The organism is Burkholderia sp. BCC0097 (assembly GCF_902832985.1).
Classification (GTDB): Bacteria; Pseudomonadota; Gammaproteobacteria; order Burkholderiales; family Burkholderiaceae; genus Burkholderia; species Burkholderia orbicola.
The window spans coordinates 321763-348727 of the sequence record NZ_CADFDM010000004.1; the positions used below are offsets into that span (position 1 = coordinate 321763).

Sequence of the window (26965 nt, forward strand, 5' to 3'; positions counted from 1 at the left end):
TTTCGCGTCGTTTCGACATCACGCCGGCGTTTCGTTCGAGTGAAACGCCGGCCGTCCGAGCGGGACGGCGCTGTTTTCCGTTCCGCGTGGTTGTATTCAGCCGGCCGCTTTTTTGCGCGCCGCGCGCGCGCCGCCTTCCCTCTTTGATCGTTCTGCCCCCTGCGCCAGCGCCAGCTCGACGAACGCCCGCGCGGCCGCACTCCGATATCCACCCTTGCGCTGCAACAGCACGGCCGTGCGCCGCAGCCCCGCCGGATCGAGGGCAACCGCGACGAGATCGTCGTGCTCGACCGCGACCGTCGCCGGCAGCAGCGTCGCGAGGTTCGTGCGGCGCACGATCTCGATTACCGCACCGAGCGAATTCGCTTCCATCAGCACGCGCGGCTGCAGGTCGTGCTCGCGGAAATAGCGGTCGATCTGCATGCGCGTCGCGAATTCCGCGGTGAGCAGCACGAGCGGCGTGCCGTGCAGCGCGCGCAGGCCGGCCTTGCGTTTACCGCCGAGCGCGTGTCCGCGGTTCACGACCAGCGCCAGCGTTTCGACCAGCAGCGCTTGCGCGTCGATATCCGCCGTCCGCACCTCGTCGAATGCAATGCCGACATCGAGCTCGTCGTCGACGAGCAGTGCCTCGATACGCTCCTGCGACATCTCGCGAACCGACAGCGACACGTCCGGATAGCGGCGGTGAAACGCCTCGACGAGCGGCCCGACGAGATAGCTCGTGAAGGTCGGCGTGACCGCGAGGCGCAGCGAGCCGCGACTCAGGTCCTGCACGTCGTGAATCGCCCGCCGGCCTTCCGCGAGATCATGCAGCGCCTGCCGCGCATAGCGGAAATACACGTCGCCGGCATCGGTCAGCCTCGTGACGCGGCCGGTGCGGTCGAACAACTGCGCGCCGAGCGAGTCCTCGAGCTGGCGGATCTGCTGCGACAGCGCGGGCTGCGAGACGTGCAGCGCGGCGGCCGCGCGCGTGAAACTGCGATGTTCGGCGACGGCCAGAAAGTAATGGATGTGACGCAGCAGCATGGCGGTTCCTATAAGTCGTGCTTATCAGGTGGATCGTAAATCAGTCTTTTACGTTATCGGAAGTCGGGCGTAACCTGTCCTTCATCGATTCCACCCGAACCGGAGAACACGCGATGAAGGACATCATCGAAGGCTTCCTGAAGTTCCAGCGCGACGCCTATCCGGCGCGCGCCGCGCTGTTTCGCGATCTCGCACGCAGCCAGAATCCGCGGGCGCTGTTCATCTCGTGCTCGGATAGCCGGCTCGTGCCGGAGCTCGTCACCCAGCGCGAGCCGGGCGACCTGTTCGTGATCCGCAACGCGGGCAACATCGTGCCGTCGTACGGCCCCGAGCCGGGCGGCGTGTCGGCGTCGGTCGAATATGCGGTCGCCGCGCTGCGCGTGACGGACGTCGTGATCTGCGGGCATTCCGATTGCGGCGCAATGACCGCGATTGCGACCTGCCAGTGCATGGACCACATGCCGGCCGTCGGCCACTGGCTGCGCTATGCCGATTCGGCGCGGGTCGTGAACGAGGCGCGCACGCATCGCAGCGAGCGCGAACGGATCGACTCGATGGTGCGCGAGAACGTTGTCGCGCAACTGGCCAACCTGAAGACGCACCCCGCCGTGCGGCTCGCGCTCGAAGAAGGGCGTCTCGCACTGCACGGGTGGGTCTACGACATCGAATCGGGCTGTATCGACGCTTACGACGGCGCGCGCGGCCGGTTCGTTTCCCTTGCGGACCATCCCGGCGTCCGTGCAACCCCCGCGACACTCCCCGTCGCGGCCTGAATCGCTCCCACTCCACTACGAGGCATTACCATGATCCAGTCCCAGCACAGTCAGACGGCGCGCCACGCGCTGGCGGAAACCGTCGTCCTCGCGAAGGCGCGCAAGAACCTGTCGTTCGCGCAGCTCACCGAAGGCACGGGCCTGAGCGAAGCATTCGTCACGGCCGCGCTGCTCGGCCAGCATGCGTTGCCGGCCGACGCGGCGCGCCTCGTCGCCGACAAGCTTGGCCTCGACGACGACGCGGTGCTGCTGCTGCAAATGATCCCGCTGCGCGGCAGCATCGACGATCGCGTGCCGACCGACCCGACCATCTACCGTTTCTACGAAATACTGCAGGTGTACGGCACGACGCTGAAGGCGCTCGTTCACGAGAAGTTCGGCGACGGCATCATCAGCGCGATCAATTTCCGGCTCGACGTGAAGAAGGTCGACGATCCGGAAGGCGGTTCGCGTGCGGTGATCACGCTCGACGGCAAGTACTTGCCGACCAAGCCGTTCTGACGCCGGCGGCGCGTCGTGGCGTCACGGCGTCGCGCGATATCAAGCGATCATCGCGCGTCGTCACGGCGCATGACGACGCGCTATAGTCGCGTGATACCCGCCGCGGGCGCCGCCCGCCCGGCGGTCTTTTCACGCACGCGTTCGCTTCGATGACAGCCCATCCCGACGTCACCCTTCAACTGACCGACACCGAGCAGCCGGCCGCCCGAGACTTCATCAGCCGCAAGCTCGGCGAATTCAACCATGCGATGACGGGGCGCGCCGATACGGCCGCGCTCGACGTCTACGTGACCGATCCCGCGACCGGCGACGTACTGGGCGGCCTCACCGGCCGCACGTCGCTCGGCCTGTTCTTCATCGATCTGTTCTATCTGCCCGAAGCGCTGCGCGGCGGCGGCTTCGGCAGCCGGTTGCTGCGCGAGGCAGAAGCGGAGGCGAAGCGGCGTGGTTGCGCGCGTGCGGTGCTGTACACGATCTCGTTTCAGGCGCCCGACTTCTACCGGAAGCACGGTTACGAGACGTTCGGCGAAGTGCCGTGCGAGCCGGAAGGCGCGGCGCGCGTATTTATGGTCAAGGTGCTTTGAGCGGCAACGGGCGGTTTCCTGACATCTCGTGACAAGCTGGTAGCGCCGCAAGGCTCACGAATCACCGCCCGGGCGCTGCCCGTTCGACGATCATGTCGTACAGCGCCCGCGCGGCGGGCGACAGTTGCGCGTTCCGCCGCATGACGAGCACGAGCGTGCGCGACACCGACGGCTCGACGAGCTCGATCGTGCGGATCATCGGATACGCATTCTTCTGGATCGCGAGCTTCGGCACGACGGCCGCGCCCAGCCCTTGCGCGACGAGCCCGAGCGCGGTCGAACTGCGCTGTACCTCATAGAACGAATGCAGCGACACACCGCTCGTCTTCAACGCGCCATCGAGCAGCCCGCGATTGCCGCTCACTTCGCCGGCGAAGATCAGCGGATGCGGCTGCAGCGCCGCCCAGCGGATGCGCCGCCGCTTCGCGAGCGGGTGATCGTCGCGGCACACGAGTACGTAAGGGTCGTGCGTGAGCGGTACGCTGACGAGTTCCGGGTGCTGGTCGCCGGCGATGCTGATGCCGAATTCCGCCTCGCGGCGCAGCACGGCCTGCAACACCGACGCCGACGCATGATCGAGAATCTTCACGCGATCGTGCGGCCGGTGCGTGGAGAACGCGCGCAGGATGCGCGGCAGGTACTGCACGCCGACCGTCGGCACGCACGCGATCGTGACGTCGCCGCGCTGGCTCAGGCCGGTCTCGCGGATTTCGGTCAGCGCATCGGACAGTTCGTTCAGGAGCCGGCGCGCCTGCGGCAGGAAACGCCGGCCGATCTCGGTCAGCGTGGTGCGGCGCGTCGTGCGCTCGACCAGCGCGACGCCGAGATACGCTTCGAGCTTGCGCAGCCGCTGCGTGATCGCCGTCTGCGTGACGTGCAGCGTATCGGCTGCCTGCCTGAAGCTGCCGCCGTCGGCAATCGCGACGAAAGCCTGGACACCGAGCGTATCGATCTTCATCAGAATTTTGAATCAATCACGATATTAAATTCATTTTACTGGAGCTCGGCGGCAGTCGCAGAATACGCTGAATCGACGGCCCGTTGCATCCGGTGCCCGGATGCGCGGGCGGCTGCTCATGCCGACCAGGAGACCTATCGTGACGACCCCGCTCGATCAATACGCGAACCAGTACGTGCAGTTCGAGGACGAACGCACGCGGCCGGTGCGCGATCTGCTGGCCGGCGTGCCGAACACGCCGATCCATACCGCGATCGATATCGGCTGCGGGCCGGGCAATTCGACAGAAGCGCTGATCGCGCGCGCGCCGGACGCGACGATCCACGGGATCGATGCGTCGGCGGACATGATCGAAGCCGCGCGCAAGCGGCTGCCGGCGCTGCGTTTCGACCTTGCCGATGTCACCACCTGGGACGATCCGGGCGGCTATGACCTGATCCTGTCGAATGCGGTGCTGCAATGGGTGCCTGCGCACGACACGCTGTTTCCGAGGCTCGTCGGCCGGCTCGCGCGAGGCGGCCATCTCGCGGTGCAGATGCCCGACAATCTCGACGAACCCGCGCATCGGCTGATGCGCGAAGTCGCCGCAGGCGGGCCGTGGGCCGACAAGCTGAAAGGCGCGGCGCGCACCGAGCGATTCGATGCGCGCTATTATCATGCACTGCTGGCGCCGCTGTGTTCGCGTGTGGATGTGTGGCGCACGACCTATTACCACCCGCTGCGCGGCGGCGCGGAGGCGGTCGTCGAATGGTTCAAGGGCAGCGCGCTGCGGCCGTTCCTCGCGGCGCTCGACGCGTCCGAACAGCGCACGTTCGTCGCGCGCTATCGCGACGCGCTGGCCGGCCCGAACGGTTATCCGGTGCAGGACGACGGTACGGTGCTGTTGCCGTTTCCGCGCCTGTTCATCGTGGCGACGCGCAAGTAACGCGGCAATCACACTGCATTGACGTGACGATCAGCCGTGCATCAGCGCAATTAGCGCACCGGCTGCACCGATGCCGGGTCGACCGAGCGGCTTCGCGTGGTCTGCCCGTCGCGCAGATCCTTGTACCAGAACAGCGCGACTTCTCCGGCGTTCTCGCCATCGGCGTACAGAAAGCGGTCGTGGCCGCCGAGCACGAAGCCCGCACGCGCATACGTCGAGCAGGCCGCGACGTTGTTCGCCTGCGTTTCGAGCCGCATGAAGCCGAACCCGTGGCTGCGCGCCCACGCTTCCGCGGCTGCCAGCAGGAATTGCCCGATACCCTGGCGCCGGCAGTGGCGGTCGACGGCCAGATCCGCGATCTCGGCCATGCCGTTCCAGCTTTCCTCGATCGCGACGAATCCCGCGAGCCGTTCGCCGGCCGTCGCGCGAAACAGCGCCGTGCGGCCCGACGCGCCGCGCGCCCAGCCGGCAGGATCGAAGCCGTAGTCCTTGCGCCGCGCCGGCAGCGCGCGAAGATCGAGCAAGTCTTGATACGGCGCATTCAATTCCCACACGATGTCGAACGAGAAATCGCATCCGTCCAGTTCGTCGGCGGCAAGCGCGAGCGCCGGTTCGATGCTGATGTGTTCGGCTCGGTCCATAGGTCGTTGTCCTGTCTTCGGCGCGATGGCGTGATGGTATCGGTGATGCGATCGTCGGTACGATGAATACGCGCCGCGTCCTTGTCGTTGCTTCGTTCATTGCGCCGGGACACAGATGCAGCGGCTCAGGTCAGCGCGGGATGGCCGCCGGTGCGTCGCCGGCGTCGTACGATCCGGCGGCGGGGAGCACGGCGGTGGCCGAACCCCACGCGGCGAGTTCGCGCTTCGTGCGCACGCCGAGCTTCGCGAATGCGCGTTTCACGTACGACTCCGCCGACGCGACGCCCACGCCGAGTATCCCGGCGGTTTCCGGCACGGTCTTGCCGGAGAGCAAGTGCTTGCAGGTTTCGTATTCGCGCTTCGACAGCTTCACGCCGTCGGCCGCGAGCCGCGCATCGAACTGCGCGAGCGGATGGACGTCGGGCGTCGCGTGCGCGATGCGCCGCGCGGCGGTGGTCGACGCATGCAGTTCGAGCAGCGGAAACAGCATGTCGCTGATGCTGCGGAAGCGGTTCATCTCGGCGAGCGTGAACGGCGGCCGGTCGCGGCCGCGCTCCAGCGCGATCGAATGCTGCGAATAGCGTGTGCCGCGTGCGAGCACGCATTCATGGCCGATATGCACGTCGTCGAACAGCCGCTGGCGGAATTCGCCGGGCGGGATCGCCGCGATGTCGCGCACGACGAGCATCGTGCCGGTCTTGCCGCGCAGCCCCGCGAACAGCGGATCGCTGTCGAGAAAGCGCTCGTAGTAGAGCGTCATCACGTCGGAGATATCGGTGGACGCGCCGCCGATGCCGCTGCTGCCGATCCATTCACAACGGTAGCCGGAGGGCATCGTCGCATCGACGCGCGAGCGTTCGACGTGCGCGACGTCGAGCGGCACGACCTCGTTCAGCAGTTGCGTGAGGCGCGGCACGAAGTGCGGCGTGCCGACCGTCTCGATCAGTTCGCCCAATGCCTTGAACGATATGTTGACGCGATCGTTGTCGCGGTGGAAGGAGTTCACGTTGAGCAGCATGCGGTTTCCGAAGCCTGTTCCGCCCATGACGCGCGTTCCGTTGATACGAAAAAAGCAACTGTTCGGCTCGTGATCGGGAGGGAATACAGGCAGGCGACCTGCCGATCCGTTCGCCCGTAAAACGTCGCGTGTCATCCCGAAGAGGGCATACCGGGGCAGTGTAAACGAGTCACTGCGTCCCGGTCTTTTTCAATCGAGCGACAAGCGATTCCGATGACCGACCTGATTAGGCGCGTCCTGCCGCAGGGCGCGCGCTTGGGCGAATCGAAGGCGCTCGACCTCGGGGGCACGAAAGCGATCGGCGCGCGGCGCGAAGGCAGGCGCGGCAACTGAATCGACGGCTGTCGGGCAGGCAAGGGCGGGTCAGGTGCGTTTCCGGAGTCGGCCGCATCGGCGGTGTGGCGCGCCGATCGCAGCGGTCAAGCAGGGCGACGCAGGTGCGCCGCCCTTGCAACGCTTACGCGTCGATGCGCTCGACCTTGCCGACGAGCAGCCCGTACGACAGGCTGCCCGCGAGCGCCATCGCGGCGATGTAGGTGATCGCGCGCGAGAAGTCCGCGCCGTCGACCAGCAGCCCGATCACGATCGGCGTCGCGATCGCGGACAGGTTGCCGATCAGGTTGAACACGCCGCCCGTGAGGCCGAGCAGCCGCGCGGGTGCGAGCCCCGATACGAGCGACCACGTGATCGATGCGAAGCCGTTGCCGAAGAACGCGATCGTCATGAACGCGATCACCCAGCCGGTGGAGCTCACGTAGTTCGCGCCGATGATGCAGGTCGAGATCAGCAGCCCCGAGATGATCGGCAGCTTGCGCGCGAAGCCCTGCGATGCGCCGCGCCGCATCAGCCAGTCCGACAGCACACCTGAGCACAGCACGCCGACGAATGCGGCGAGGAACGGCAGCGACGCGAGGAAGCCCGACTTGATGAAGTCCATCCCGCGATACTTGACGAGGTAGGTCGGGAACCACGTGAGGAAGAACCACAGCGTCGAGTTCAGCGCGAACTGGCCGAGGTAGATGCCCCACAGCTTGCGCCGGCCGAGCACGACACCGAGGTCGCGCCACGTCGACGGCGTGCGGTCGCTGCGCGCCGCGATGCGATCCTCGAGATCGACGAGCCCGCCGCCGTCGCGGATCAGCGCGATTTCGGCCACATTGACGCCGCGCAACGCGCGCGGCTCGCGATACACCGCATACCAGATCGCGGCCCATGCGATGCCGGCGAGGCCGGTCGCGACGAACACCATGTGCCAGCCGAGATGAACCTGCAGCCACGCGAGCACCGGCGTGAGGAACGCGAGGCCGACGAACTGCCCCGACGTGTAGCCGCCGATCGCGCTCGCCCGCTCGCGGGTCGGGAACCACGTCGTCACCACGCGGTTGTTGATCGGATAGGCCGGCGCTTCGAGCGCGCCGACCGCGAGGCGCAGCACGATCAGTCCGACGAACGAGCCGGCGAAGCCGAGCAGCAGCGTCGCGGCCGACCACAGTGCAAGCGCACCCGCATACAGCACGCGCGGCGACACCTTGTCGACGAGCCAGCCGCCCGGAATCTGCATCAGCGCATAGGTCCAGCCGAACGCGGAGAACACGAGGCCCGCGCGGACGGGATCGATGTTCAGTTCCTTGAACAGTTCGGGCGCCGCGATCGACAGGTTGCTGCGGTCGAGATAGTTGATCACGACCGTGACGAACAGCAGCGCCAGGATCAGCAGCCGCTTGCGGCTCGGCGGCGTGGCCGGGGGAGCGGTGGCGGCCGAGCGGGTAGCTGATTCGGATGAGGTGCCGGTGTGCGCGGATGGCCGCTGCGGCGGGTTGGCATGGGTGCGTGACGCGGATGGGCCCACGGTCGTCTCCTGTGTTCTATGCCCCGGCCGGCGCTCGTGAACGAGGCGGCCGAATCGAATGGCGTTGGGGCGAACGTTAGAGCCGTGGCGCGGCGTGCGTCAACATTTGGGCAGGTATCCCCATTAATGGGACGTTTGCCTTTCAATATATGGGAACGCGCGCCGAGACGCGCGGGTCGGCGTCGTCGTCACGAAGGAGAGCAAGCAGGCGAACGGTTAGCCGCCCGTGCTGTCGTCGCGATAGCCGCTCTTGCCGACGAAGATCTCCTTCAACGCGGCGCGCAGCGTGCCCGGATCGTACTGACCGGGCGCGAGATGGATCACTTAGCGCGTCTGGCCGTCGAGCCGCGCGGCGATGCCCGGTTCGATCTCGACGTCGATCGTATCGTCGGTCAGCCGCACCGACAGATCCTTGACGCGCACGTTGAGTTGGTCGCGCACCATCACTTCGATCAGCGCATCGTCCGGAAAGCGCGATAGCGCGAAGCAATAGTCCTGCTCCGCATCGTGACAGTAGAGGTTGGCGAAGCTTTCGTCGTCGTCGAGGTCGGACGTGGCCGCCCCGATGATAGCGTGAAGTTCCTTGACGTCCTCCTCTCCCTAAAGGGCGAGGATTCCCACACCTGGCGATGCACGTCCGCATCGGAGAATGTTCAGCGCAGCGTTGATATCACGATCATGCTCGACACCACAGTCACTGCAGGCCCATTCTCTTATTCGCAGTCCCGCGATACCTTTCGGCCGCGTCGTGCTGTCTTTCGACCCGCACGCCGAACAGGACTGGGTGGAACTCCTTTCGTCGACTTCCTCGAACGTAGCCCCGTGCGCGATCGCTTTGTAGCGGAGCTTGTTTCGGAAGGACGACCAGGACGCGTCGTAGACGCTCTTCGCCATCCTGGTTCTGGCGAGCTTCGCGGCCGACACGTTGCCGACCGCGATGTAATCGAAGCGCCGCACCAGATCGAGCGCGAGCTTGTGTTGAAAATCGGCACGGGCATTGGCGACCTTGGCGTGCAACTTCGCGATATGCCTTTTGTGCTTTCTCGCCCGTTGCGCTTTCGCGAGCTTTTCCGCCGCGCGTCGGCCGAACCGGTCATTCGGCAACTTCTCGCCGGTCGAAAGTGTGGCGAAGTCTTTCAGGCCGAGATCGATGCCGACGCCGGAACGGATCGGGCGAGCCTGAACATCCGGCATCTCGATCACGATATTGAGAAACCAGTTGCCGCGTGCATCCTGTGCAAAGTTGGTGCCGTCCTTGATCTTGCCTTCGGGAAGCGGTCGACTGTTGAACACGCGGAAGGTGTTGCCGGCGAAACGGAACGCGTCGCCCTCGCGCTTCAGGTCTCGGCCCTTCAGCGGCACCCAGCCCAGCGACTTCCTGCCGCGATAGCGCAGGTAGGGCCGACGGTGCTGACTGCGCGACTTCGCGTATTGCTCGCACGTCGCGTTGACCGTGCCGGAGTGGATGCCGAGCGCCTTGCTGCTGCCGGTCGTGAGCACATTCAAGTCGAAACCGGTCGGCCACTTCTTGTTCCACTTCAGCGCGTGCTTCTGCGTGTCGTTGCAGAAGTTCCAGACGTAGTTCACCGCACGGCTCTGTTTGTTGAGCAGTCCGTTGAGCGACTTCACGCGGTAGCGGTAGACAAGGATCATGCCGGTGATCCTAACCCGTGGAAGAAGCTGTCTGTCAACAGCACGCCTTTCTTCCCCGTCCTGAAGGACGGGGTTTCTCGGAGCAACTGATAAACGTAGTTCCTGCTGAAAGGGTTATTTGTGAGTGTGCATCGTCGTTTCGGTCTCAGCCGCGGCGTCGGACATCGCATCGGCCAGCACATCGCGCGCCTTCAGCCACAGCCCGAATTCGCGCATCACGTCGACCACCGGCCGCAGCCGCTCGCCGTCCGCGGTGAGATCGTACTCGACACGCACCGGCACTTCCGGATAGACGGTGCGCCGCACGAGCCCCGCGTCTTCCAGCGCGCGCAGGTCGAGCGTCAGCATGCGCTGCGAGATGCCCGGCATGTCGCGCCGCAGGTCGCTGAAGCGGCGCGGCCCGTCGAGCAGATACGACACCAGCAGCAGCCGCCAGCGGCCGCCGAGCAGGCGCATCGCTTCTTCAACGGAACATCCTGTCGCACTCGTTTTCATCGCGCCGAATCCTGGTCGGTAAATTTTTTGTGACTACGGCACAAACGACTGCCGTCTTCTCAGCCGTGTGCCGATGCGAGATATTAGCGCCCGCGTCGCGGCGAATCGATACATGGACAACCCACGAAGGAAACATATGAAGCTCTATCACGCTCCCGGCAGCTGTTCGCAGGCGATCTGCATCGTGCTGCGCGAAGCCGATATCGACGCCGAGATCGTCAAGGTCGACGCGCGCAAGCATGTCGTCGAAGACGGCCGCGATTACTACGACGTGACCGAACTCGGCTACGTGCCGCTGCTCGAACTCGACGACGGCACGTTGCTGCGCGAAGGGCCGGTGATCGCGCAGTATCTCGCGGACCAGCGCCCGGAAGCCGCGCTGGCGCCCGCTTACGGCACGCTCGCGCGCTACCGGCTGATGGAATGGCTGAACTTTCTCGGCACCGAGATCCACAAGGGCTTCATCCCGCTGCTGTATGCGGTGCAGGCGGGGAAGTACGTCGAACCCGTGCGGCAGAAGCTCGACAGCCGCTTCGCATGGATCGACCGCCAGCTCGACGGCAGGACGTTCCTGACCGGCGACACGTTCACCGTCGCCGATGCGTATCTGTTCGCGCTGACCGGCTGGGGCAAGGCCGACTGGATGCGCTCGGTGTACAACGCGGATATCGACCTGAGCCGGCATGCGCATCTGCGTGCGTGGTACGAGCGGGTGCGGGAGCGGCCGGCCGTGCAGGCGGTGCTGGCGGCGGACAAGCTGTTGCGATGACGCGCGGCCGCCGCAGCGGGGAGGGCGCGTCGTTTCGTCGTAGCGGCGCCGCGCCATGCCGCAACAGTGCGCGCTATAATCGCCGCCATGAAACTGCTTCGGACCTTCATCCTGCTGCTGCTGTGCGCGGTGCTGCCCGTCACGGGGCTGGCAGCCAGCGGCCTGACCGGTGAATGTCCGATGCAGCACACGATGTCGATGGACACGGACACGGACACGGACACGGGCATGAACATGGCCATGTCCGCCGACATGAGCGATTGCGATTCGATGCAGCCGCCATCCGCCGATCACGCGAAGGCCAAAGCCAAGGGCATGGCCTGCAAGGTGACGGCCCAATGCCAGTTCGGCAGTCTCTACCACCCGGCCGCCCGCGCCGACGTCAGCCGTCCCGCTGCATTCGCCAGCACGATCGTCTTCCACTACACGCAGTCCGTCCCGGCTCGCGACCCGAACGGGTTGTGGCGCCCGCCACGCATCAGCTGATCCCGATTTGACCGGTTCGCCGCGCACGCGGTGAGGTTCGTCCTGCGCGCAGGACGTGGAATCCCTTTGGGTTCCGATTTGGGGTTACACCATGTCATTCGTTTTCCGCACGCTGCGCATGCCGCGTGCAGGTCGGCGCGCGCCCGTACCGTGGGCCGCGCTGTTGGTGGCGGGCGCCGTTCACGCGCAGCCGTCGCCGCTGACGCTGGACGCCGCGCTGCAGTCCGCCACCGATCGTTCCGCGTCGATGCAGGCCGCGCAGGCTTCCGTGCTCGCGCGTTCCGAAGCGGCCGTCAAGGCGGGCCAGTTGCCGGACCCGATGCTCAAGGCCGGCATCGACAACCTGCCGGTCAACGGCGGGCAGCGCTTCACCGTCGGCCAGGACTTCATGACGATGCGCCGCATCGGCATCGAGCAGGAATGGGTGTCCGGCGACAAGCGGCGGCTGCGTACCGCGCTGGCCGACGAGCAGGTCGGCCGCGAGCGCGCCGGCTATCTGATGCAGCTCGCGGCCGTGCGCCGGCAGACCGCGACGGCGTGGCTCGATTCCGTCTATGCGAAGCAGGCGCTCGCGCTTCAGCAGGCGCTGCTCGGTCACATGAACCATGAACTCGACGCGACGCAGGCGTCGTATCGCGGCGCGAAGGCGAGCGCGGGCGACGTCGTGCAGGCCCGCGCGATGCTCGCGCAGACGCAGGACCAGGTGCTCAAGGCACAGCAGGCGTATCGTGCCGCGCTCATCGCGCTGGCCCGCTGGACGGCGGTGCCCGTGACGGATGTGGCCGGTACGCCGCCCGCGCCCGAATCCTTCGTATCGGCGTTGCCGCCGGACGAACTGCGCCTGTCGCAGCCGGCGCTCGTCGCCGCCGCGGACGACATCGCGGTGGCCGAAGCCGACGCCGCGGTCGCGAACAGCGAGCGCAGCCCCAACTGGACGTGGGAAATCGCGTACCAGCAGCGCGGCGGCGCGTATTCGAACATGGTGTCGATCGGCGTCTCGATCCCGCTGCCGCTCAATCGCAAGAATCGCCAGAACCGCGACGTCGCCGAAAAGGCGGCGCTCGCGACGAAGGCGCGCCTGATGTACGAGGACACGCTGCGTCAGGTACAGGCCGACATCCGCACGCAATCGGACACGCTGGCGAGCGGCCGCGAACGCATCGCGAACCTCGGCGCCGCGCTATTGCCGGCCGCCGACCAGCGCGTGCAGCTCGCGACGGCGGCGTACCGGGCCGGCACGGGGTCGCTCGCCGACACGTTCGCCGCGCGGCGTGCGCAACTCGAAGCGCAATTACAGGTGCTCGACCTCAGGCGCGACGTATCGCAGACCTGGGCACAGCTCGAATATCAGGTCGTGCCGTCGGCGATGGCCGCCGCGCAGTGAAGGAGACGCTCATGACAAGGCAATCACTGATGCGTGCGGCGTTGATCGCATCCGCCGGCGCGGTGCTCGTCGGGGCCGGCTATTTCGCGGGCGTTCGCCATGCAACGAACGGCGCGGCGACGGCCGCCACGCCCGCCGCTGCGCCGTCGGGCGTACCGTCGGGTGTGCCGGCTCAGCAGGCCGCACGCAAGGTGCTGTACTGGCACGACCCGATGGTGCCGAACCAGCACTTCGACAAGCCGGGCAAATCGCCGTTCATGGACATGCAGTTGCAGCCGGTCTATGCGGACGAAGGCGGTGCCGCGGCAGGCATCCGGATCGATCCGGGCCTGCAGCAGAACCTCGGCATCCGCTATGCGACCGTGCGTCGGCAGCAGACGGCGGCCGGCTTCGACGCGGTGGGCACCACGCAGTTCGACGAAGCGCGCGTGGAGGTCGTGCAGTCGCGCGTCACGGGCTACATCGACCGTCTGTATGCGCGCGCGCCGATGCAGCGCATTGCGAAGGGCGCGCCGGTCGCATCGCTGTTCGTGCCCGACTGGCTCGCGCCGCAGGAGGAATATCTCGCGCTGAAGCGCGGCGGCATGGACGGCAGCCTGCTCGATGCGGCGCGCGCACGGATGCGGGCGTTGTCGATTCCGGACGGCATGATCGCGACCCTCGATCACACCGGCCGCGCGCAGACGCACGTCGTGCTGAGTGCGCCGGAGACGGGCGTCGTCAGCGAGCTGAACGTGCGCGACGGCGCGATGGTCGCGCCCGGCCAGACGCTCGCGAAGATTGCCGGGCTGTCGACGCTGTGGCTGATCGTCGAGGTGCCGGAAGCGCTCGCTTTGAACGTGCAGCCGGGGATGTCGGTCGACGCGACGTTCGCGGGCGATCCGGCCCGGCATTTCAGCGGACGCATCCGCGAAGTGCTGCCCGGCATCAGCACGGGCAGCCGCACGCTGCAGGCGCGCGTGGAGATCGACAACGCATCGCTGAGGCTCACGCCCGGCATGCTGATGCGCGTGAAGGTTGCCGCGCAGGAGAAGGCGTCGCGCCTGCTCGTGCCGTCCGAGGCCGTGATCGCGACCGGCCAGCGCACGATCGTCATCGCGAAGCTCGGCGACGGCCGGCTCCAGCCGGTGTCGGTGACGGTCGGCAACGACGTCGGCGGCGATACGGAAGTGCTCGGCGGGTTGAACGAAGGCGATACGGTTGTCGCATCGGGGCAGTTCCTGATCGATTCGGAAGCCAGCCTGAAAAGCGTGCTGCCGCGGCTGGAGCGGGCGGCAGGAGCAAGCTCGGCCGCGTCGTCCGCGACGGCAAGCGCGCCGGTCTACGAAACCACCGGCAAGGTGGAGAAGGTCACGGCCGACGACATCACGTTCTCGCATCAGCCGGTGCCGGCGCTCGGCTGGGGCGCGATGACGATGGCGTTCGGCAAGCCGTCGGCGCACGCGTTTCCGGACGTGAAGCCGGGGCAGACCGTGCGTTTCGCGTTCACGCAGGCCGACGACGGCTACCGGCTGACGAAGGTCGAGCCGCAGGGAGGTGAGCGATGATCGCGCGCCTCATTCACTGGTCCGTCCATCATCGGTTTCTGGTGCTGCTGGCCACCGTGCTGCTCGCGGCATGGGGCGTGCATTCGCTGCGGCAGACACCGCTCGACGCATTGCCCGACCTGTCGGACACGCAGGTGATCGTGAAGGCGTCGTATCCGGGCAAGGCGCCGCAGGTCGTCGAGGATCAGGTGACCTATCCGCTGACGACGACGCTGCTCGGCGTGCCCGGCGCGAAAACCGTGCGCGCTTACTCGTCGTTCGGCGACGCGTTCGTCTACGTGCTGTTCGACGACCGCACCGATCCGTACTGGGCGCGCTCGCGCGTGCTCGAATACCTGAGCCAGGTGCAGAGTCGCCTGCCGGCGGGCGCGACCGTGTCGCTTGGGCCCGATGCGACCGGCGTCGGCTGGGTATACGAGTACGCGCTCGTCGATCGCACCGGCCATCACGATCTCGGCCAGTTGCGCGCGCTCAACGACTGGTTCCTGAAGTTCGAACTGAAGGCCGTGCCGGACGTCTCCGAAGTCGCGAGCATCGGCGGCATGGTGCGCCAGTACCAGGTCGTGCTGGACCCGGACAGGCTGCGCGCATACGGCATCACGCAGGCGGCGGTCGCGGAGGCGCTCGGCAAGGCCAACCAGGCCTCCGGCGGCTCGGTCGTCGAGCTGGCCGAGTCGGAGTACATGGTGCGGTCGTCCGGCTACCTGCGCACGCTCGACGATTTCCGTCACGTCGTGCTGCGCACCGACGACACCGGCACGCCGGTCCTGCTCGGCGACGTCGCACGCATCCAGGTCGGCCCGGCGATGCGGCGCGGTATCGCGGAACTGAACGGGCAGGGCGAAGTGACGGGCGGTGTCGTCGTGATGCGCTCGGGCAAGAACGCGTTGACGACGATCGACGCGGTGAAGGCGAAGCTCGCCGACCTCAAGCGTTCGCTGCCGCCGGGCGTCGAGATCGTCACGACCTACGACCGATCGCAACTGATCGCGCGTGCGGTCGACAACCTGACGGACAAGCTGATCGAGGAATTCGTCATCGTCGGTGTCGTTTGCGCGGTATTCCTGTTCCATCTGCGCAGCGCGCTGGTCGCGATCCTGTCGCTGCCGCTCGGCGTATTGGCCGCGTTCATCGTGATGCGCTACCAGGGCGTGAATGCCAACCTGATGTCGCTCGGGGGGATCGCGATCGCGATCGGTGCGATGATCGACGCGGCGATCGTGATGATCGAGAATGCGCACAAGCATCTGGAAGCGTACGACCGCGCGCATCCCGGCGAGCCGATCACTGCCGCGCGCCGCTGGGAACTCGTCGCGGCGTCGGCGGCGGAGGTCGGCCCCGCGCTGTTCTTCTCGCTGCTGATCATCACGCTGTCGTTCGTTCCGGTGTTTTCGCTGCAAGGACAGGAGGGCAAGCTGTTCGCGCCGCTGGCGTTCACAAAGACCTATACGATCGCGGCCGCCGCCGGGTTGTCGGTGACGCTGGTGCCGGTGCTGATGGGCTATCTGGTGCGCGGCCGCATTCCGCACGAGCACGCGAACCCGATCAATCGCGTGCTGATCCGCCTGTACCGGCCGCTGCTCGAAGCGACGCTGCGGCGCCCGTGGGCCGCGATTGGCGTCGCGGTGGTTGCGCTCGTGCTGACGGCCGTGCCGTTGTCGCGGCTCGGTGGCGAATTCATGCCGCCGCTCGACGAAGGCGACTTGCTGTACATGCCGACCGCGCTGCCGGGCATCTCGGCGGACAAGGCGAGCGAGCTGCTGCAGCAGACCGACCGGCTGATCAAGACCGTGCCCGAGGTCGACACGGTGTTCGGCAAGTCGGGCCGAGCCGATACCGCGACCGACCCCGCGCCGCTCGAGATGTTCGAGACGACGATCCGCTTCAAGCCGCGCAGCACATGGCGACCGGGCATGACGCCGGAGAAGCTCGTCGACGAACTCGACCGGACGGTGAGGGTGCCGGGCCTGTCGAACGTATGGGTGCCGCCGATCCGCAACCGGCTCGACATGCTGTCCACCGGGATCAAGACGCCGGTCGGCGTGAAGATTTCCGGGCCGGACCTGACGGGAATCGACGCGATCGCGACGCAGGTCGAGGCCGCCGTGAAGCGCGTGCCGGGCGTGACGTCCGCGCTCGCGGAGCGGCTGAACGGCGGCCGCTACGTCGACGTCGACATCGATCGGCTCGCCGCCGCGCGTTACGGGCTGACGGTGGCGGATATCCAGTCGGTCGTGTCGTCGGCGATCGGCGGCGAGGACGTCGGCGAAGTGATCGCCGGGCGCGAGCGTTTCCCGATCAACATCCGCTATCCGCGCGAGATCCGCGATTCGCTCGAGAACTTGCGGCAACTGCCGGTCGTCACCGCGCGCGGCGCGCAGATTCGCCTCGGCGACGTCGCGCGTGTCGCGATCGCCGACGGGCCGCCGATGATCCGCAGCGAGAACGCACGGCTGTCCGGCTACGTGTACGTCGATCTCCGCGGGGTCGACCTGAGCACGGCGGTTCGTGCGATGCAGCAGGCCGTCGCGCGGCAGGTCGCGTTGCCGCCCGGCTATTCGATCGCGTGGTCGGGACAGTTCGAGTATCTCGAACGCGCGGCGGCGACGTTGCGCACCGTCGTGCCCGTCACGCTCGTCGTGATCTTCGTGCTGCTGTTCGTCACGTTCGATTCGGCGGCCGACGCGTTGCTGCTGATGTCGACGGTGCCGTTCGCGCTGGTCGGCGGATTCTGGCTCGTATGGGCGCTCGGCCACGCGGTGTCCGTCGCGACATCGGTCGGGTTCATCGCGCTGGCGGGCGTGGCGGCCGAATTCGGCGTGGTGATGCTGCTGTACCTGAAGGGCGCGCTGCAGCGCCGGCTCGATGCCGGCGAACCGCCGACCGATGCGTTGCTGCTCGACGCGATTCGCGAAGGCGCGGTGCTGCGCGTGCGGCCGAAGGCGATGACGGTCGCCGTCGTGCTCGCCGGCCTCGTGCCGATCATGATCGGCCACGGCGCCGGTTCCGAAGTCATGCAGCGCATCGCCGCGCCGATGGTCGGCGGCATGGTCACGGCGCCGCTGCTGTCGATGTTCGTCATTCCCGCCGCGTGGCTTCTGCTTCAGCGCCGTCGTGCGCGAAGCGCGGACCGCACGCGGCATTCCGATGCAGTTCCTTCCGGCACGAACGTGCCACCCCTTCACACCGGAGAATCACGATGAAGATGAATCAATTGATCGCCGCTGCAACCGCTGTCGTCGCGCTGAGTGCTTTCGCGGTACCGGCGCTTGCCGCCGGCGAGATGTCGAACATGGACATGTCCGGCATGAAGATGTCGTCGGACGGCGCGGCGGAATCGAACGCCGCGCTGACCGACGCCGAAGTGAAGAAGGTCGATGCCGCGAGCGGCAAGATCACGTTGAAGCACGGCGCGCTGCAGAACGTCGGGATGCCGCCGATGACGATGGCGTTCAAGGCGAAGGATGCGGCGATGCTCGCGCAAGCGCATGCGGGCGACAAGGTCAAGGTGCGGATCGAGAAAGTCGACGGCACGTTGACGATCGTCAAACTCGTCAAGGGTTCCTGATCGTCCGGATGCGGGCGTCGCAGCCGCCGCCCGCATCCGGCGCCGTGAAGCGCGCCGCGCCGACGTGTTGGTCGGCCGGCGCGCCCGACCGGTGTTCAGCGCGCCAGCGTCACCGCCAGATACCCCGCATAACCCGCGCCATTCGCGAGCAACGCCCAGATCGCGAGCCCGCGCGTGCGTGCATTGACGCGCAGCCACGCCGCCGCCGCGAGCGTGATGATCACGCCGGTCAGCACTTCGGGGCGCGGCTCCCACGGCGTCAGCATGATGCCGATCGCCGGCAGCAGCGTGCCCTGGAACACCATCGCGCCGGTGATGTTGCCGAACGCGAGCGTGTCTTTCCCGCGGCGAATCCACAGCACGCTGTTGACCTTTTCCGGCAGCTCCGTCGCGATCGGCACGATGATCAACGACAGCAGCAGCGCCGACACGCCGAGCACGTGCGACACGCCTTCCACGCCGTGAATGAAGCCTTTCGCGCCGCCGACCAGCAGCGCGACGCCGATCAGCAGTTGCAGCACGATCGTCGCGAGGTTGGTCGGCAGGCCGATGCGCGACAGCAACATCGCGTGCGGCGCCTCGGTGCCGTGCCCGGCATCGACGAGCCGGGTCGACGCGCGGAACGTCAGCACGACGTACATCACGTAGAGGCCGACCAGCATCGCGGCGAGCAGCGCGCGCACGGCCCAGTTGTGATGCGGGACGAACATCGCGACGGTCGCCAGCGAGAAGGCGGCGAGGAAGGTGTTCATGTCGCGCACGAAGCCCGTGCGTTCGGGTGTGATCGTGCCGCCCGGCCCGCGCGAGCGGATCACGGCGAGCGTCATCAGGAACGTGGTGAGCGTCGCGAGCATCAGCGGCGCGCCGAGAATCGCGCCGACCCCGATCTCCTCGTTCACGGCCTGGTTCGACGTGCCGCCGGCCAGCGCGAGCAGCGGCACCATCGTTTCGGGCAGCGCGGTGCCGACGGCCGCGAACAGCGAACCGGTCACGCCTTCGGAAATCTTCAGGCGTTCGCCGAGATGTTCGAGCGCATTGGTGAAGACTTCGGCCGCGACGAGGATGACGACCAGCATGAACGCGAGTTCGACGAACATGAAAGTCATGCGGCACCTCCGCGGGCAGCGGTGGCGTAGGAAAGGCGAGCGGGAAGGAACATGGGGACTCCGTGGTCGGACGCTGACGAACCATGACACATCCGCCGACGTCCGACCAGGAACGACGCGATGTGCCGATGGTCTCGCCAAGCCGATCAGGCCGAACGCGCCACGGCCGCAGGCCGAGTGTGTTGACGCGTTCGCTTTCCGGGGGACGGAAAGCAGGCTACTCCCCAAAGACGGAAAGCAGTCTAGCCGAGCGGTTTTCTTTCGACAAGCCTTCGTCTCGAAAAAATATACCCCTCCACCCTATAGGGGCAGTGCTTCGGAGATATACTCCCCTACCCTATACAGGAGTCATCGATGAGTCATACCGTTCGTGAAAAACAGAAGCTGCTGAACCGCGTGCGCCGTATCAAGGGACAGGTCGAGGCGATCGAGCGGGCGCTGGAAGACGAGCGCGGCTGCAACGACGTGCTGCAACTGATCACGAGCTGCCGCGGCGCGATGAACGGCCTGCTGGCCGTTGTGCTGGAAGACCACATCCGGTCGCATCTCGTCGATGCGGACACGCCCGATGCGCACGAAGGCAGCGCGACCGAGCAACTCATCGAGGTCGTGCACAGCTATTTCAAGTAAGCGGATCGAAACATGAACGAATTCAAGAGCCCGGCGGCCGGCGGCGCGCACAGTCACGCGTTTCTGGGCGCCGCACATGCGCGCAACGAGCGGAAGACGTGGATGGTCATCGGCCTGTGCACGGCGATGATGATCGCCGAGATCGTCGGCGGCACGCTGTTCGGGTCGCTCGCGCTGGTCGCCGACGGGCTGCACATGTCGACGCACGCGGGCGCGATGCTGATTGCCGCGCTGGCCTATACCTATGCGCGCCGGCACGCCGACGATCCGCGCTTCGTGTTCGGCACCGGCAAGCTCGGCGACCTGGCCGGCTTCACGAGCGCGATCGTGCTGGCGATGATTGCGTTGCTGATCGGCTATGAGGCGATCGCGCGCCTGCTGGCGCCCGTGCCGATTCGCTTCGACGAAGCGATTCCGATCGCCGTGCTGGGGCTCGCCGTGAACCTCGCCAGCGTATGGCTGCTGAGCGGCGATCACCATCACGGGCATGATCACGGCCATCATCATGCGCATGGGCACGACGATCGCCATGACGCTGACCACGACGACGCCCAACACGCGCGTCATGCTCACGGTTCGCACTCGGCGGCCGCGCATCGCGATCACAACATCCGGTCGGCCTACGTTCACGTGATCGCCGACGCGGCCGTGTCGGTGCTGGCGATCGTCGGCCTGCTGCTCGCGCGTGCGTTCGGCTGGGTCTGGATGGACCCGCTCGCGGGCATCGTCGGCGCGCTGGTGATCGCCAACTGGGCGTACGGGCTGATGCGCGATACGGGCGGAATCCTGCTCGACGTCAACGTCGATCGCAAGCTGACGGACAACGTGCGCCGCGCGATCGAGGCGCTCGGCGACAAGGTCAACGATCTCCATGTGTGGCGCGTGGGCCCCGGGCACATGAGCGCGATCGTGTCGGTCGAATCCGGCGACACCGCGCGCGACGCGCGCTTTTATCATGCGCTGATCGCGGGGTTCGACGGCGTGTCGCACGTGACCGTCGAAGTGCTGACACCCGCGAAGGCGGCCTGATCGTGGCCGTGAAATCGCCGTGTATCGAGCTGTGCGCGTTCGACGGCCGCACCGGCTTTTGCGTCGGCTGCCTGCGCACGCGCGACGAGGCGCGCGACTGGAAGAAGCTGACCGACCATCGCCGGCACCAGATCCTCAACGACCGCACGCGCCGGCAGGCGAAACTCCGGCGCGACGCGGCGGAATAACCAGGACGCGCGCGCAACCTGCGATCGTGTCACGGGACTGCAGTAGCATCGCGGGCAGTCAGCGTCACGATTCCTGAACCGGGGGCGACCCATGCAGACCGACTCATCGACCGGCATTCTTCGGCAGATTCCGCGCAGCGTGTGGGTGCTCGGCTGTGTCAGCCTGCTGATGGACGTGTCGTCCGAAATCATCCACAGCCTGTTGCCGATGTTCCTGATGACGGGGCTCGGGGCGAGTGCGACGACGATCGGCCTGATCGAGGGGATCGCCGAGGCGACGTCGCCGGTCGTCAAGGTGTTCTCCGGCACGCTGAGCGACTATCTGCGCAATCGCAAATGGCTCGCGGTGGCCGGCTACGCGCTCGGCGCGCTCAGCAAGCCGCTGTTCGCGATCGCGCCGACGATCGGCGTCGTGGTCACGGCGCGGATCGTCGACCGCGTCGGCAAGGGGATTCGCGGCGCGCCGCGCGATGCGCTCGTCGCCGACGTCACGCCCGTTCACCTGCGCGGCGCCGCGTACGGGTTGCGTCAGTCGCTCGACACGGTGGGCGCGTTCCTCGGGCCGTTGCTGGCCGTCGTCATCATGCTGATGTGGCGCGACGATTTCCGCCTCGCGTTCTGGCTGGCCGTGATCCCCGGCGTGCTCGCCGTGGCGCTGCTCGCGATCGGCATCGACGAACCGGCGCGTGCGCCGGGCGAGAAGCGCGTCAATCCGATTCGCCGCGAGGTCGTCGCGCAACTCGGCGCGCGCTACTGGTGGGTCGTGGCCGTCGGCGGCGTGTTCGCGCTGGCGCGTTTCAGCGAGGCATTCCTGGTGCTGCGCGCGATGGGCAGCGGCGTGCCCGTCGCGCTCGTGCCGCTCGTGATGGTCGCGATGAACGTCGTATACGCATTGTCGGCTTACCCGTTCGGCAAGCTCGCCGATACGACGAGCCACACGAAACTGATGGTGGTCGGGCTCGCGCTGCTGATCGCCGCCGATATCGTGCTGGCGCACGGCGCGCACTGGCCGACCGTGCTCGTCGGCGTCGCGCTGTGGGGTCTCCATATGGGCATGACGCAAGGGTTGCTCGCGACGATGGTCGCGCAGGCCGCGCCGGCCGAATTGAGAGGGACGGCGTTCGGCGTGTTCAACCTGATCAGCGGCATCGTCACGCTCGTATCGAGCGTCGTCGCGGGTGCCCTGTGGGACCGGGTGGGCGCCGCCGCCACGTTTTACGCGGGGGCCGTATTCAGCGCGGCGACCATCGTGCTGCTCGTATGCGTGCGCACGTCGTTCGGCGCGGTGCAGGATCGCTAGCGCCGAATGCGGCGGCGCATGACCTAATTATCGGTACCGCGCGGAAAGTACAGCGCGAACGTCGTGCGCCCGTCGCGGCTCGCGACTTCCACCTTGCCGCGATGCAGCTCGATGATCGACTTCACGATCGCGAGCCCGAGCCCCGCGTTGCGCGCCGCGCCGTGCCGCGACGAATCGATCCGGTAGAAGCGCTCGAAGATCCGCTCGACCTGTTCGGGCGGAATTGGGATGCCGCGATTCGTGACTTCGACGACGGCGTAGCTGCCTTGTACGGACACGGCCAGTTCGATCGTCGACGCGGCTTGCGCGTGTTCGAGCGCATTCGACGTGAGGTTGCTTACCGCGCGCCGGAACAGTGTCGCGTCCGCGACGACCGGCGCTTCGCCGTGCACGTCGATGCGCACGCCGGCCTCGTCGGCCAGCGCCTGGAAATACGACGCGAGCCGGCGCAGTTCGCTGCCCGCATCGAGTTCGGCGGTCTTCAGGTGCTGCCGCGCATTGTCGGTACGCGCGAGAAACAGCATGTTCTCGATCATCCGCTGCAGCCGTTCGCATTCCTCGATGTTCGATTCGATCAGCGCTTCATATTCGTCGGTCGTGCGCGCCCGCGACAGCGTGATCTGCGACGAGCTGATCACGTTCGCGAGCGGCGTGCGCATGTCGTGCGCGAGATCGGACGAGAACTGCGACAGCCGCACGAACGCGCGTTCGAGGCGGTCGAGCATCCGGTTTACCGACGTCGCGAGCTCGCGCAATTCGACCGGGCCGCCGCGCGCGTCGAGGCGCGCGTTCAGGTTGTGCGCCTCGATGCGCGACGTCTGCCGGCCGAGGCTCTCGACCGGGCGCAGCCCGCGCGACGCGACCGCGTAGCCGAGCGCGCCGACCAGCAGCGCACCGACGGCCGCCGCGAGCCAGATGTCGACGCGATAGCTTTCGAGCAGCGATTGCCGATCGGTTGCGGTGCGCGCGAGCGCGACCTGGATCGCTTCGCCGGACGGCAGCGTTTCGCGCGCATACACGCAGCGCGACGTGCCGATGCCGGACGGCGCGCACGTGAACGGCCCATCGGCGCTGCCAGCCGGATGCGAGGCCGAGATCACCGACGCAAGCGAGTTGCCGGCTTCGTCGGAATGCTCGACGAGCGGCCGGTGTTGCGCATCGTAGATGCCGAGATACACGCCCGGATGCGACAGCAGCACGTCGTGGAACACGGCCGGATCGGCACGCAGCGCGGCCGTCGATCCGCTGGCGCGTGCGAGTTGCAGGAACTGATTGAGCTTGGCCGAGATCTCGATGTCGTCGCGCCGTGTCAATTCGGCGGACAGCGAGCGGTAGAGGTACGCGCCGGTCAGCGCGAACACCAGCGCCGCGACGGCGGCGAACGCGAGCGTCAGGCGCCGCAGCAGCGAATACGCAGCGGGGCGCGCGGTCACGAACGATCCTCGAGCACGTAGCCCATGCCTCGGATCGTGTGGATCAGCTTCTTCTCGTATGCGTTGTCGATCTTTGCGCGCAGGCGCTTGATCGCCGCGTCGACGACGTTCGTGTCGCTGTCGAAATTCATGTCCCAGATCTGCGACGTGATGAAGGTGCGCGTCAACACCTCGCCTTCGCGTTCCGCGAGCAACTGCAGCAGCGCGAATTCCTGCGCGGTCAGGTCGATGCGAGTGTCCGCGCGCCGCACGCGGCGCTTGAGCAGGTCGATTTCGAGATCGGCGACGTGCAGGATGTCGCGCACGTTGCGCGGCGCGCGCCGCAGCAGCGAGCGGATGCGCGCGAGGAATTCGGCATACGCGAATGGTTTGAGCAGGTAATCGTCGGCGCCGAGTTCGAGCCCGGCGACCTTGTCCTCGATCGCCTCGCGGGCCGTGAGCAGCAGCACGGGCGTCTGCTTTTGCGCGCGCAGCCGCCTGAGCACCTCGAAGCCGTCCAGCGCGGGCAGCATCACGTCGAGCACGATCAGGTCGAAATCCTCGTGCAAGGCGAGGAACAGGCCGTCCTGGCCGTTTTCCGCGACGTCGACCGTGTAGCTCGCCTCCGTCAACCCCTTCCGGAGGTATGACGCCATCTTGGGTTCGTCTTCGACTATCAGTATCCGCATGGTGAGGCAGGCTGTCCGTGATTCCAGCCGGTCAGTGTAACGCCGGAGCTTACGGCAGCGCGCGTGCGTGAAGGATGACCGGCGGATGACGGAATTGTCATGAAAAGCCGGCCATGTTTCGGCCATGCCGCCGTCACCGCGATGGCGATAAGCTGCGACCGTCTTGTCCCCGGAGCGCGCCGTTGTGCCACGCGCCGGCCCTAACGATCGCTGTCTGTCTGATCTCGCATCCATGTCGTACTGGCGCACATTTCTCGTCGTCGTGTTGCTTGCGCTGAGCCTGTCGATCCCGTCGTTGGCGGCGGTTTCGATGCAGTGCGCGGGCGCCGCCGTGCCGCAAGAGGAAACGGCGTCGCATGCGATGGCGGCCGCGCAGGATGGCCAGCATGATCACGGCGATCACGCGCGGCATGCGTCGTCATGTGCCGCGTGCGTGTCCTGCTGCTTCGGCACGGGGATGTCGAGTGCGGCCGCGGTGCCCGCCGCGGCGAGCGTCGGCGTCACGATCGTCGCGCCTCCGCGCTCGGCCGGGGGCGTGTCGTTCCTGACGGGCGGCATCGACCGGCCGCCGCGCCGGATGCCCGCCTAGTCGCTGCCCGCGGCCGATGCGCCGCGATCCGCCATCCGCTCCGGCGGCCGCATCAGGCGCGCCGGACGACTTACGACGAGACATGTTCATGCGATTGATCATTGCGGCGCTGTTGGGCGCGGTGGCCCTCGTGCCGTCGCTCGCGCCCGCGCAAACCCTTTTTCCCGATCCGGCGGACGCCGCCGCGTCGGTGCCGGACGTCACCGTGACGTCCGTGTTCGACGGCTACCGGCCGTATCGGGACGACGCAGGCCCGGGCTGGAAGCAACTGAACCGGGACGTGATGGAGCGGCCCGCGAAAGGGCGCACGACCGGCAACGCCGCCTCCCATTCGACGCACGGAGGGGCCACGCGATGACGACGCTGGCGATATCACCGAGGATCGGCGCGGCCGCGATCGCGCTGGCGTTTCTCGCGGGCTGCACGACGTTTTCGAAGGATGGCGGGTTCGACGCCGTGTCGTCGGCTGCATCGGAACGCATCGGAAAGGACGCGGTGGTGGTGAGGACCGACGCCGACCGCGAAGCGGTCGACCAGCGGACGAAGGAACTGCTCGGCAAGCCGCTGTCGATGGACGACGCGGTGCAGGTCGCGTTGCTGAACAACCGCGGGCTGCAGGCGTCGTACGCGGAACTCGGGCTGTCGGAGGCCGACCTCGTGCAGGCCGGCCGGTTGCCGAACCCGCGCTTCGCATTCAGCCGCACGCGTGCCGGCGCCGGCGAGCTGACGCTCGGCCGCACGTTCTCGGCGAACGTGTTCGCGCTGCTGACGATGCCGCTCGCAACGAAGATCGAACGCCGCCGTTTCGAGCAGACCAAGCTCGAAACGGCCGATGCGATGCTGAAGGTCGCCGCCGACGCGCGCCGCGCGTATGTCGAGGCCGTCGCCGCCGAGCAGGCCGCACACTATGCGCAGCAGGTGCGCGACGCCGCGAGCGCTGCAGCCGAACTCGCACTGCGCATGCGGCAGGCCGGCAACTTCAGCCGGCTCGACTACGCCCGTGAACAGGCGTTTCATGCCGATGCGGTCGCGCAGCACGCGAAGGCGCGGCAGCAGGCCGTCGCCGCACGCGAGAAGCTCACGCGCGCGATGGGGCTGTGGGGCGAGCGTACGCGGTACGCGCTGCCCGAGCGCTTGCCGGATTTGCCGAAGGCGCGCCCGAACCTGCCCGACCTCGAACGCTTCGCGATGGGCAATCGCCTCGACGTCCAGGCCGCGAAGCTGCAGACGCAGGGCGTCGCGTCGTCGCTCGGCCTGAGCAAGGCCACGCGCTTCGTCAACGCGGTCGAGCTGGGCTACGTGAACGACTACGAAACCGGCAAGGGCCACGAGCACGGCTACGAGATCAGCATCGAGATTCCGCTGTTCGACTGGGGCGGAGCCAAGGTCGCGCGCGCCGAGGCGATCTATATGCAATCCGCGAACCGGCTCGCGAAAACGGCCATCGATGCACGCTCGGAAGTACGCGAATCGTATGCGGCGTACGTGACGAGCTACGACGTCGCGACGCACTATCGCGACGAGGTCGTGCCGCTGCGCAAGAGGATCTCCGACGAACTGCTGCTGCGCTACAACGGGATGCTCGCGAGCGTGTTCGAGCTGCTGACCGATGCGCGCGAACAGGTCGGCTCGGTCAACGGCTACATCGATGCGCTGAAGGACTACTGGCTTGCGGAAACCGATCTGCAGATGGCCGTCGGCGGCCGGTTGCCGTCACCGGGCGCGACGCATTCCGCCGAATCCGCATCCGAATCCATACCCGACGCAGACGCTGCGCCGCAGCCGGCTTCCATTCCCGAGGCGCCGTCGGCGCCCGCCACGCAACCGCATCCGGAAGGTCATTGA

The 26965-nt window shown here is 67.0% G+C and carries 27 protein-coding genes, 1 pseudogene and 1 riboswitch; of the genes and pseudogenes, 17 read left to right on the plus strand and 11 right to left on the minus strand.

Features of this window, described 5'->3' with window-relative positions; translation table 11 throughout:
• Positions 1–96: 96 nt before the first annotated feature.
• Positions 97–1026, minus strand: a complete 930-nt coding sequence (gene cynR, locus HWX07_RS15175) for a transcriptional regulator CynR (RefSeq protein ID WP_175876759.1) — start codon at positions 1024–1026, stop codon at positions 97–99.
• A 113-nt stretch (positions 1027–1139) separates the two neighbouring features.
• Here cynR and HWX07_RS15180 point away from each other — a divergent pair, with 113 nt between their 5' ends.
• The 3 genes from HWX07_RS15180 (at position 1140) to HWX07_RS15190 (ending at position 2884) form a co-directional block, all read left to right on the plus strand.
• Complete coding sequence (locus HWX07_RS15180) at positions 1140–1799, plus strand: carbonic anhydrase (protein ID WP_174433703.1); 660 nt, start codon at positions 1140–1142, stop codon at positions 1797–1799.
• A 30-nt stretch (positions 1800–1829) separates the two neighbouring features.
• Positions 1830–2300 (plus strand): cyanase, encoded by a 471-nt coding sequence (gene cynS / locus HWX07_RS15185; protein WP_174433704.1) that lies wholly within the window; start codon positions 1830–1832, stop codon positions 2298–2300.
• 149 nt (positions 2301–2449) lie between these two features.
• The gene (locus HWX07_RS15190; protein ID WP_174433705.1) at positions 2450–2884 is read left to right on the plus strand and encodes a GNAT family N-acetyltransferase; all 435 of its coding nucleotides are present in this window, start codon (positions 2450–2452) and stop codon (positions 2882–2884) included.
• A 61-nt stretch (positions 2885–2945) separates the two neighbouring features.
• On the opposite strand, the gene HWX07_RS15195 is transcribed toward HWX07_RS15190, so the two are convergent.
• Positions 2946–3842 (minus strand): LysR family transcriptional regulator, encoded by an 897-nt coding sequence (locus tag HWX07_RS15195; protein WP_174433706.1) that lies wholly within the window; start codon positions 3840–3842, stop codon positions 2946–2948.
• Positions 3843–3981: 139 nt separating this feature from the next.
• Here HWX07_RS15195 and tam point away from each other — a divergent pair, with 139 nt between their 5' ends.
• Positions 3982–4767 carry a trans-aconitate 2-methyltransferase gene (gene tam, locus HWX07_RS15200; RefSeq protein WP_175876760.1) on the plus strand — a complete coding sequence of 262 codons (786 nt, stop codon included), beginning with the start codon at positions 3982–3984 and terminating at the stop codon, positions 4765–4767.
• Positions 4768–4817: 50 nt separating this feature from the next.
• On the opposite strand, the gene HWX07_RS15205 is transcribed toward tam, so the two are convergent.
• The 6 genes and pseudogenes from HWX07_RS15205 to HWX07_RS15230 all read right to left on the minus strand — a co-directional run bounded on the left by HWX07_RS15205 (position 4818) and on the right by HWX07_RS15230 (position 10423).
• Positions 4818–5408 (minus strand): GNAT family N-acetyltransferase, encoded by a 591-nt coding sequence (locus tag HWX07_RS15205; protein ID WP_175876761.1) that lies wholly within the window; start codon positions 5406–5408, stop codon positions 4818–4820.
• Positions 5409–5538: 130 nt separating this feature from the next.
• Positions 5539–6426 (minus strand): helix-turn-helix transcriptional regulator, encoded by an 888-nt coding sequence (locus HWX07_RS15210; RefSeq protein WP_175876762.1) that lies wholly within the window; start codon positions 6424–6426, stop codon positions 5539–5541.
• A gap of 457 nt (positions 6427–6883) precedes the next feature.
• The gene (locus tag HWX07_RS15215) at positions 6884–8275 is read right to left on the minus strand and encodes an MFS transporter (RefSeq protein ID WP_175876763.1); all 1392 of its coding nucleotides are present in this window, start codon (positions 8273–8275) and stop codon (positions 6884–6886) included.
• 216 nt (positions 8276–8491) lie between these two features.
• Positions 8492–8845, minus strand: a pseudogene (locus HWX07_RS15220) (hypothetical protein).
• 30 nt (positions 8846–8875) lie between these two features.
• Complete coding sequence (locus HWX07_RS15225) at positions 8876–9928, minus strand: RNA-guided endonuclease TnpB family protein (protein WP_175876764.1); 1053 nt, start codon at positions 9926–9928, stop codon at positions 8876–8878.
• A gap of 114 nt (positions 9929–10042) precedes the next feature.
• A complete protein-coding gene (locus HWX07_RS15230; RefSeq protein WP_175876765.1) occupies positions 10043–10423 on the minus strand; it encodes a helix-turn-helix domain-containing protein in 381 nt (126 codons plus the stop codon).
• A gap of 136 nt (positions 10424–10559) precedes the next feature.
• On the opposite strand from HWX07_RS15230, the gene gstA reads away from it, so the two are divergent.
• The 6 genes from gstA to HWX07_RS15260 all read left to right on the plus strand — a co-directional run bounded on the left by gstA (position 10560) and on the right by HWX07_RS15260 (position 18177).
• Positions 10560–11192, plus strand: coding sequence for a glutathione transferase GstA (gstA, locus tag HWX07_RS15235; protein ID WP_175876766.1), 633 nt, complete (start codon positions 10560–10562; stop codon positions 11190–11192).
• A gap of 87 nt (positions 11193–11279) precedes the next feature.
• The gene (locus tag HWX07_RS15240) at positions 11280–11678 is read left to right on the plus strand and encodes a hypothetical protein (protein ID WP_175876767.1); all 399 of its coding nucleotides are present in this window, start codon (positions 11280–11282) and stop codon (positions 11676–11678) included.
• A gap of 91 nt (positions 11679–11769) precedes the next feature.
• Complete coding sequence (locus HWX07_RS15245; RefSeq protein ID WP_175876768.1) at positions 11770–13062, plus strand: TolC family protein; 1293 nt, start codon at positions 11770–11772, stop codon at positions 13060–13062.
• A gap of 11 nt (positions 13063–13073) precedes the next feature.
• Entirely contained in the window at positions 13074–14609 is a 1536-nt protein-coding gene (locus HWX07_RS15250; RefSeq protein WP_175876769.1) for an efflux RND transporter periplasmic adaptor subunit, read from the plus strand.
• Positions 14606–17812 (plus strand): efflux RND transporter permease subunit, encoded by a 3207-nt coding sequence (locus HWX07_RS15255; RefSeq protein ID WP_175876770.1) that lies wholly within the window; start codon positions 14606–14608, stop codon positions 17810–17812. Before HWX07_RS15250 ends, HWX07_RS15255 begins: the two co-directional genes overlap by 4 nt.
• Positions 17809–18177, plus strand: a complete 369-nt coding sequence (locus HWX07_RS15260; protein ID WP_006484513.1) for a copper-binding protein — start codon at positions 17809–17811, stop codon at positions 18175–18177. The genes HWX07_RS15255 and HWX07_RS15260 overlap by 4 nt, the downstream gene beginning before the upstream one ends.
• A gap of 95 nt (positions 18178–18272) precedes the next feature.
• Here the strand turns inward: HWX07_RS15260 and HWX07_RS15265 are convergent, their stop codons facing one another.
• The gene (locus HWX07_RS15265; RefSeq protein ID WP_175876771.1) at positions 18273–19283 is read right to left on the minus strand and encodes a sodium:calcium antiporter; all 1011 of its coding nucleotides are present in this window, start codon (positions 19281–19283) and stop codon (positions 18273–18275) included.
• Positions 19284–19352: 69 nt separating this feature from the next.
• A riboswitch (yybP-ykoY riboswitch) is annotated at positions 19353–19521 on the minus strand.
• Between the two features lie 116 nt (positions 19522–19637).
• Between HWX07_RS15265 and HWX07_RS15270 the strand changes: the two genes are divergently transcribed.
• The 4 genes from HWX07_RS15270 to HWX07_RS15285 all read left to right on the plus strand — a co-directional run bounded on the left by HWX07_RS15270 (position 19638) and on the right by HWX07_RS15285 (position 22430).
• Complete coding sequence (locus HWX07_RS15270; RefSeq protein WP_011548394.1) at positions 19638–19913, plus strand: metal/formaldehyde-sensitive transcriptional repressor; 276 nt, start codon at positions 19638–19640, stop codon at positions 19911–19913.
• Between the two features lie 12 nt (positions 19914–19925).
• The gene (gene dmeF, locus HWX07_RS15275; protein WP_175876772.1) at positions 19926–20942 is read left to right on the plus strand and encodes a CDF family Co(II)/Ni(II) efflux transporter DmeF; all 1017 of its coding nucleotides are present in this window, start codon (positions 19926–19928) and stop codon (positions 20940–20942) included.
• A 2-nt stretch (positions 20943–20944) separates the two neighbouring features.
• Positions 20945–21130, plus strand: a complete 186-nt coding sequence (locus tag HWX07_RS15280) for a DUF1289 domain-containing protein (protein WP_006479855.1) — start codon at positions 20945–20947, stop codon at positions 21128–21130.
• A 91-nt stretch (positions 21131–21221) separates the two neighbouring features.
• On the plus strand, positions 21222–22430 hold the full coding sequence (locus HWX07_RS15285) for an MFS transporter (RefSeq protein WP_175876773.1): 1209 nt from the start codon (positions 21222–21224) through the stop codon (positions 22428–22430).
• Between the two features lie 23 nt (positions 22431–22453).
• On the opposite strand, the gene HWX07_RS15290 is transcribed toward HWX07_RS15285, so the two are convergent.
• Entirely contained in the window at positions 22454–23863 is a 1410-nt protein-coding gene (locus tag HWX07_RS15290; RefSeq protein ID WP_175876774.1) for a heavy metal sensor histidine kinase, read from the minus strand.
• The gene (locus HWX07_RS15295) at positions 23860–24531 is read right to left on the minus strand and encodes a heavy metal response regulator transcription factor (protein WP_012338817.1); all 672 of its coding nucleotides are present in this window, start codon (positions 24529–24531) and stop codon (positions 23860–23862) included. Before HWX07_RS15295 ends, HWX07_RS15290 begins: the two co-directional genes overlap by 4 nt.
• Positions 24532–24763: 232 nt before the next feature.
• Here HWX07_RS15295 and HWX07_RS15300 point away from each other — a divergent pair, with 232 nt between their 5' ends.
• The 3 genes from HWX07_RS15300 (at position 24764) to HWX07_RS15310 (ending at position 26965) form a co-directional block, all read left to right on the plus strand.
• Positions 24764–25120: a hypothetical protein gene (locus HWX07_RS15300; protein ID WP_175876775.1), complete on the plus strand. Its 357-nt coding sequence runs from the start codon at positions 24764–24766 to the stop codon at positions 25118–25120.
• An 88-nt stretch (positions 25121–25208) separates the two neighbouring features.
• Positions 25209–25478, plus strand: a complete 270-nt coding sequence (locus HWX07_RS15305; RefSeq protein WP_175876776.1) for a hypothetical protein — start codon at positions 25209–25211, stop codon at positions 25476–25478.
• Positions 25475–26965, plus strand: coding sequence for a TolC family protein (locus tag HWX07_RS15310; protein WP_175876777.1), 1491 nt, complete (start codon positions 25475–25477; stop codon positions 26963–26965). Before HWX07_RS15305 ends, HWX07_RS15310 begins: the two co-directional genes overlap by 4 nt.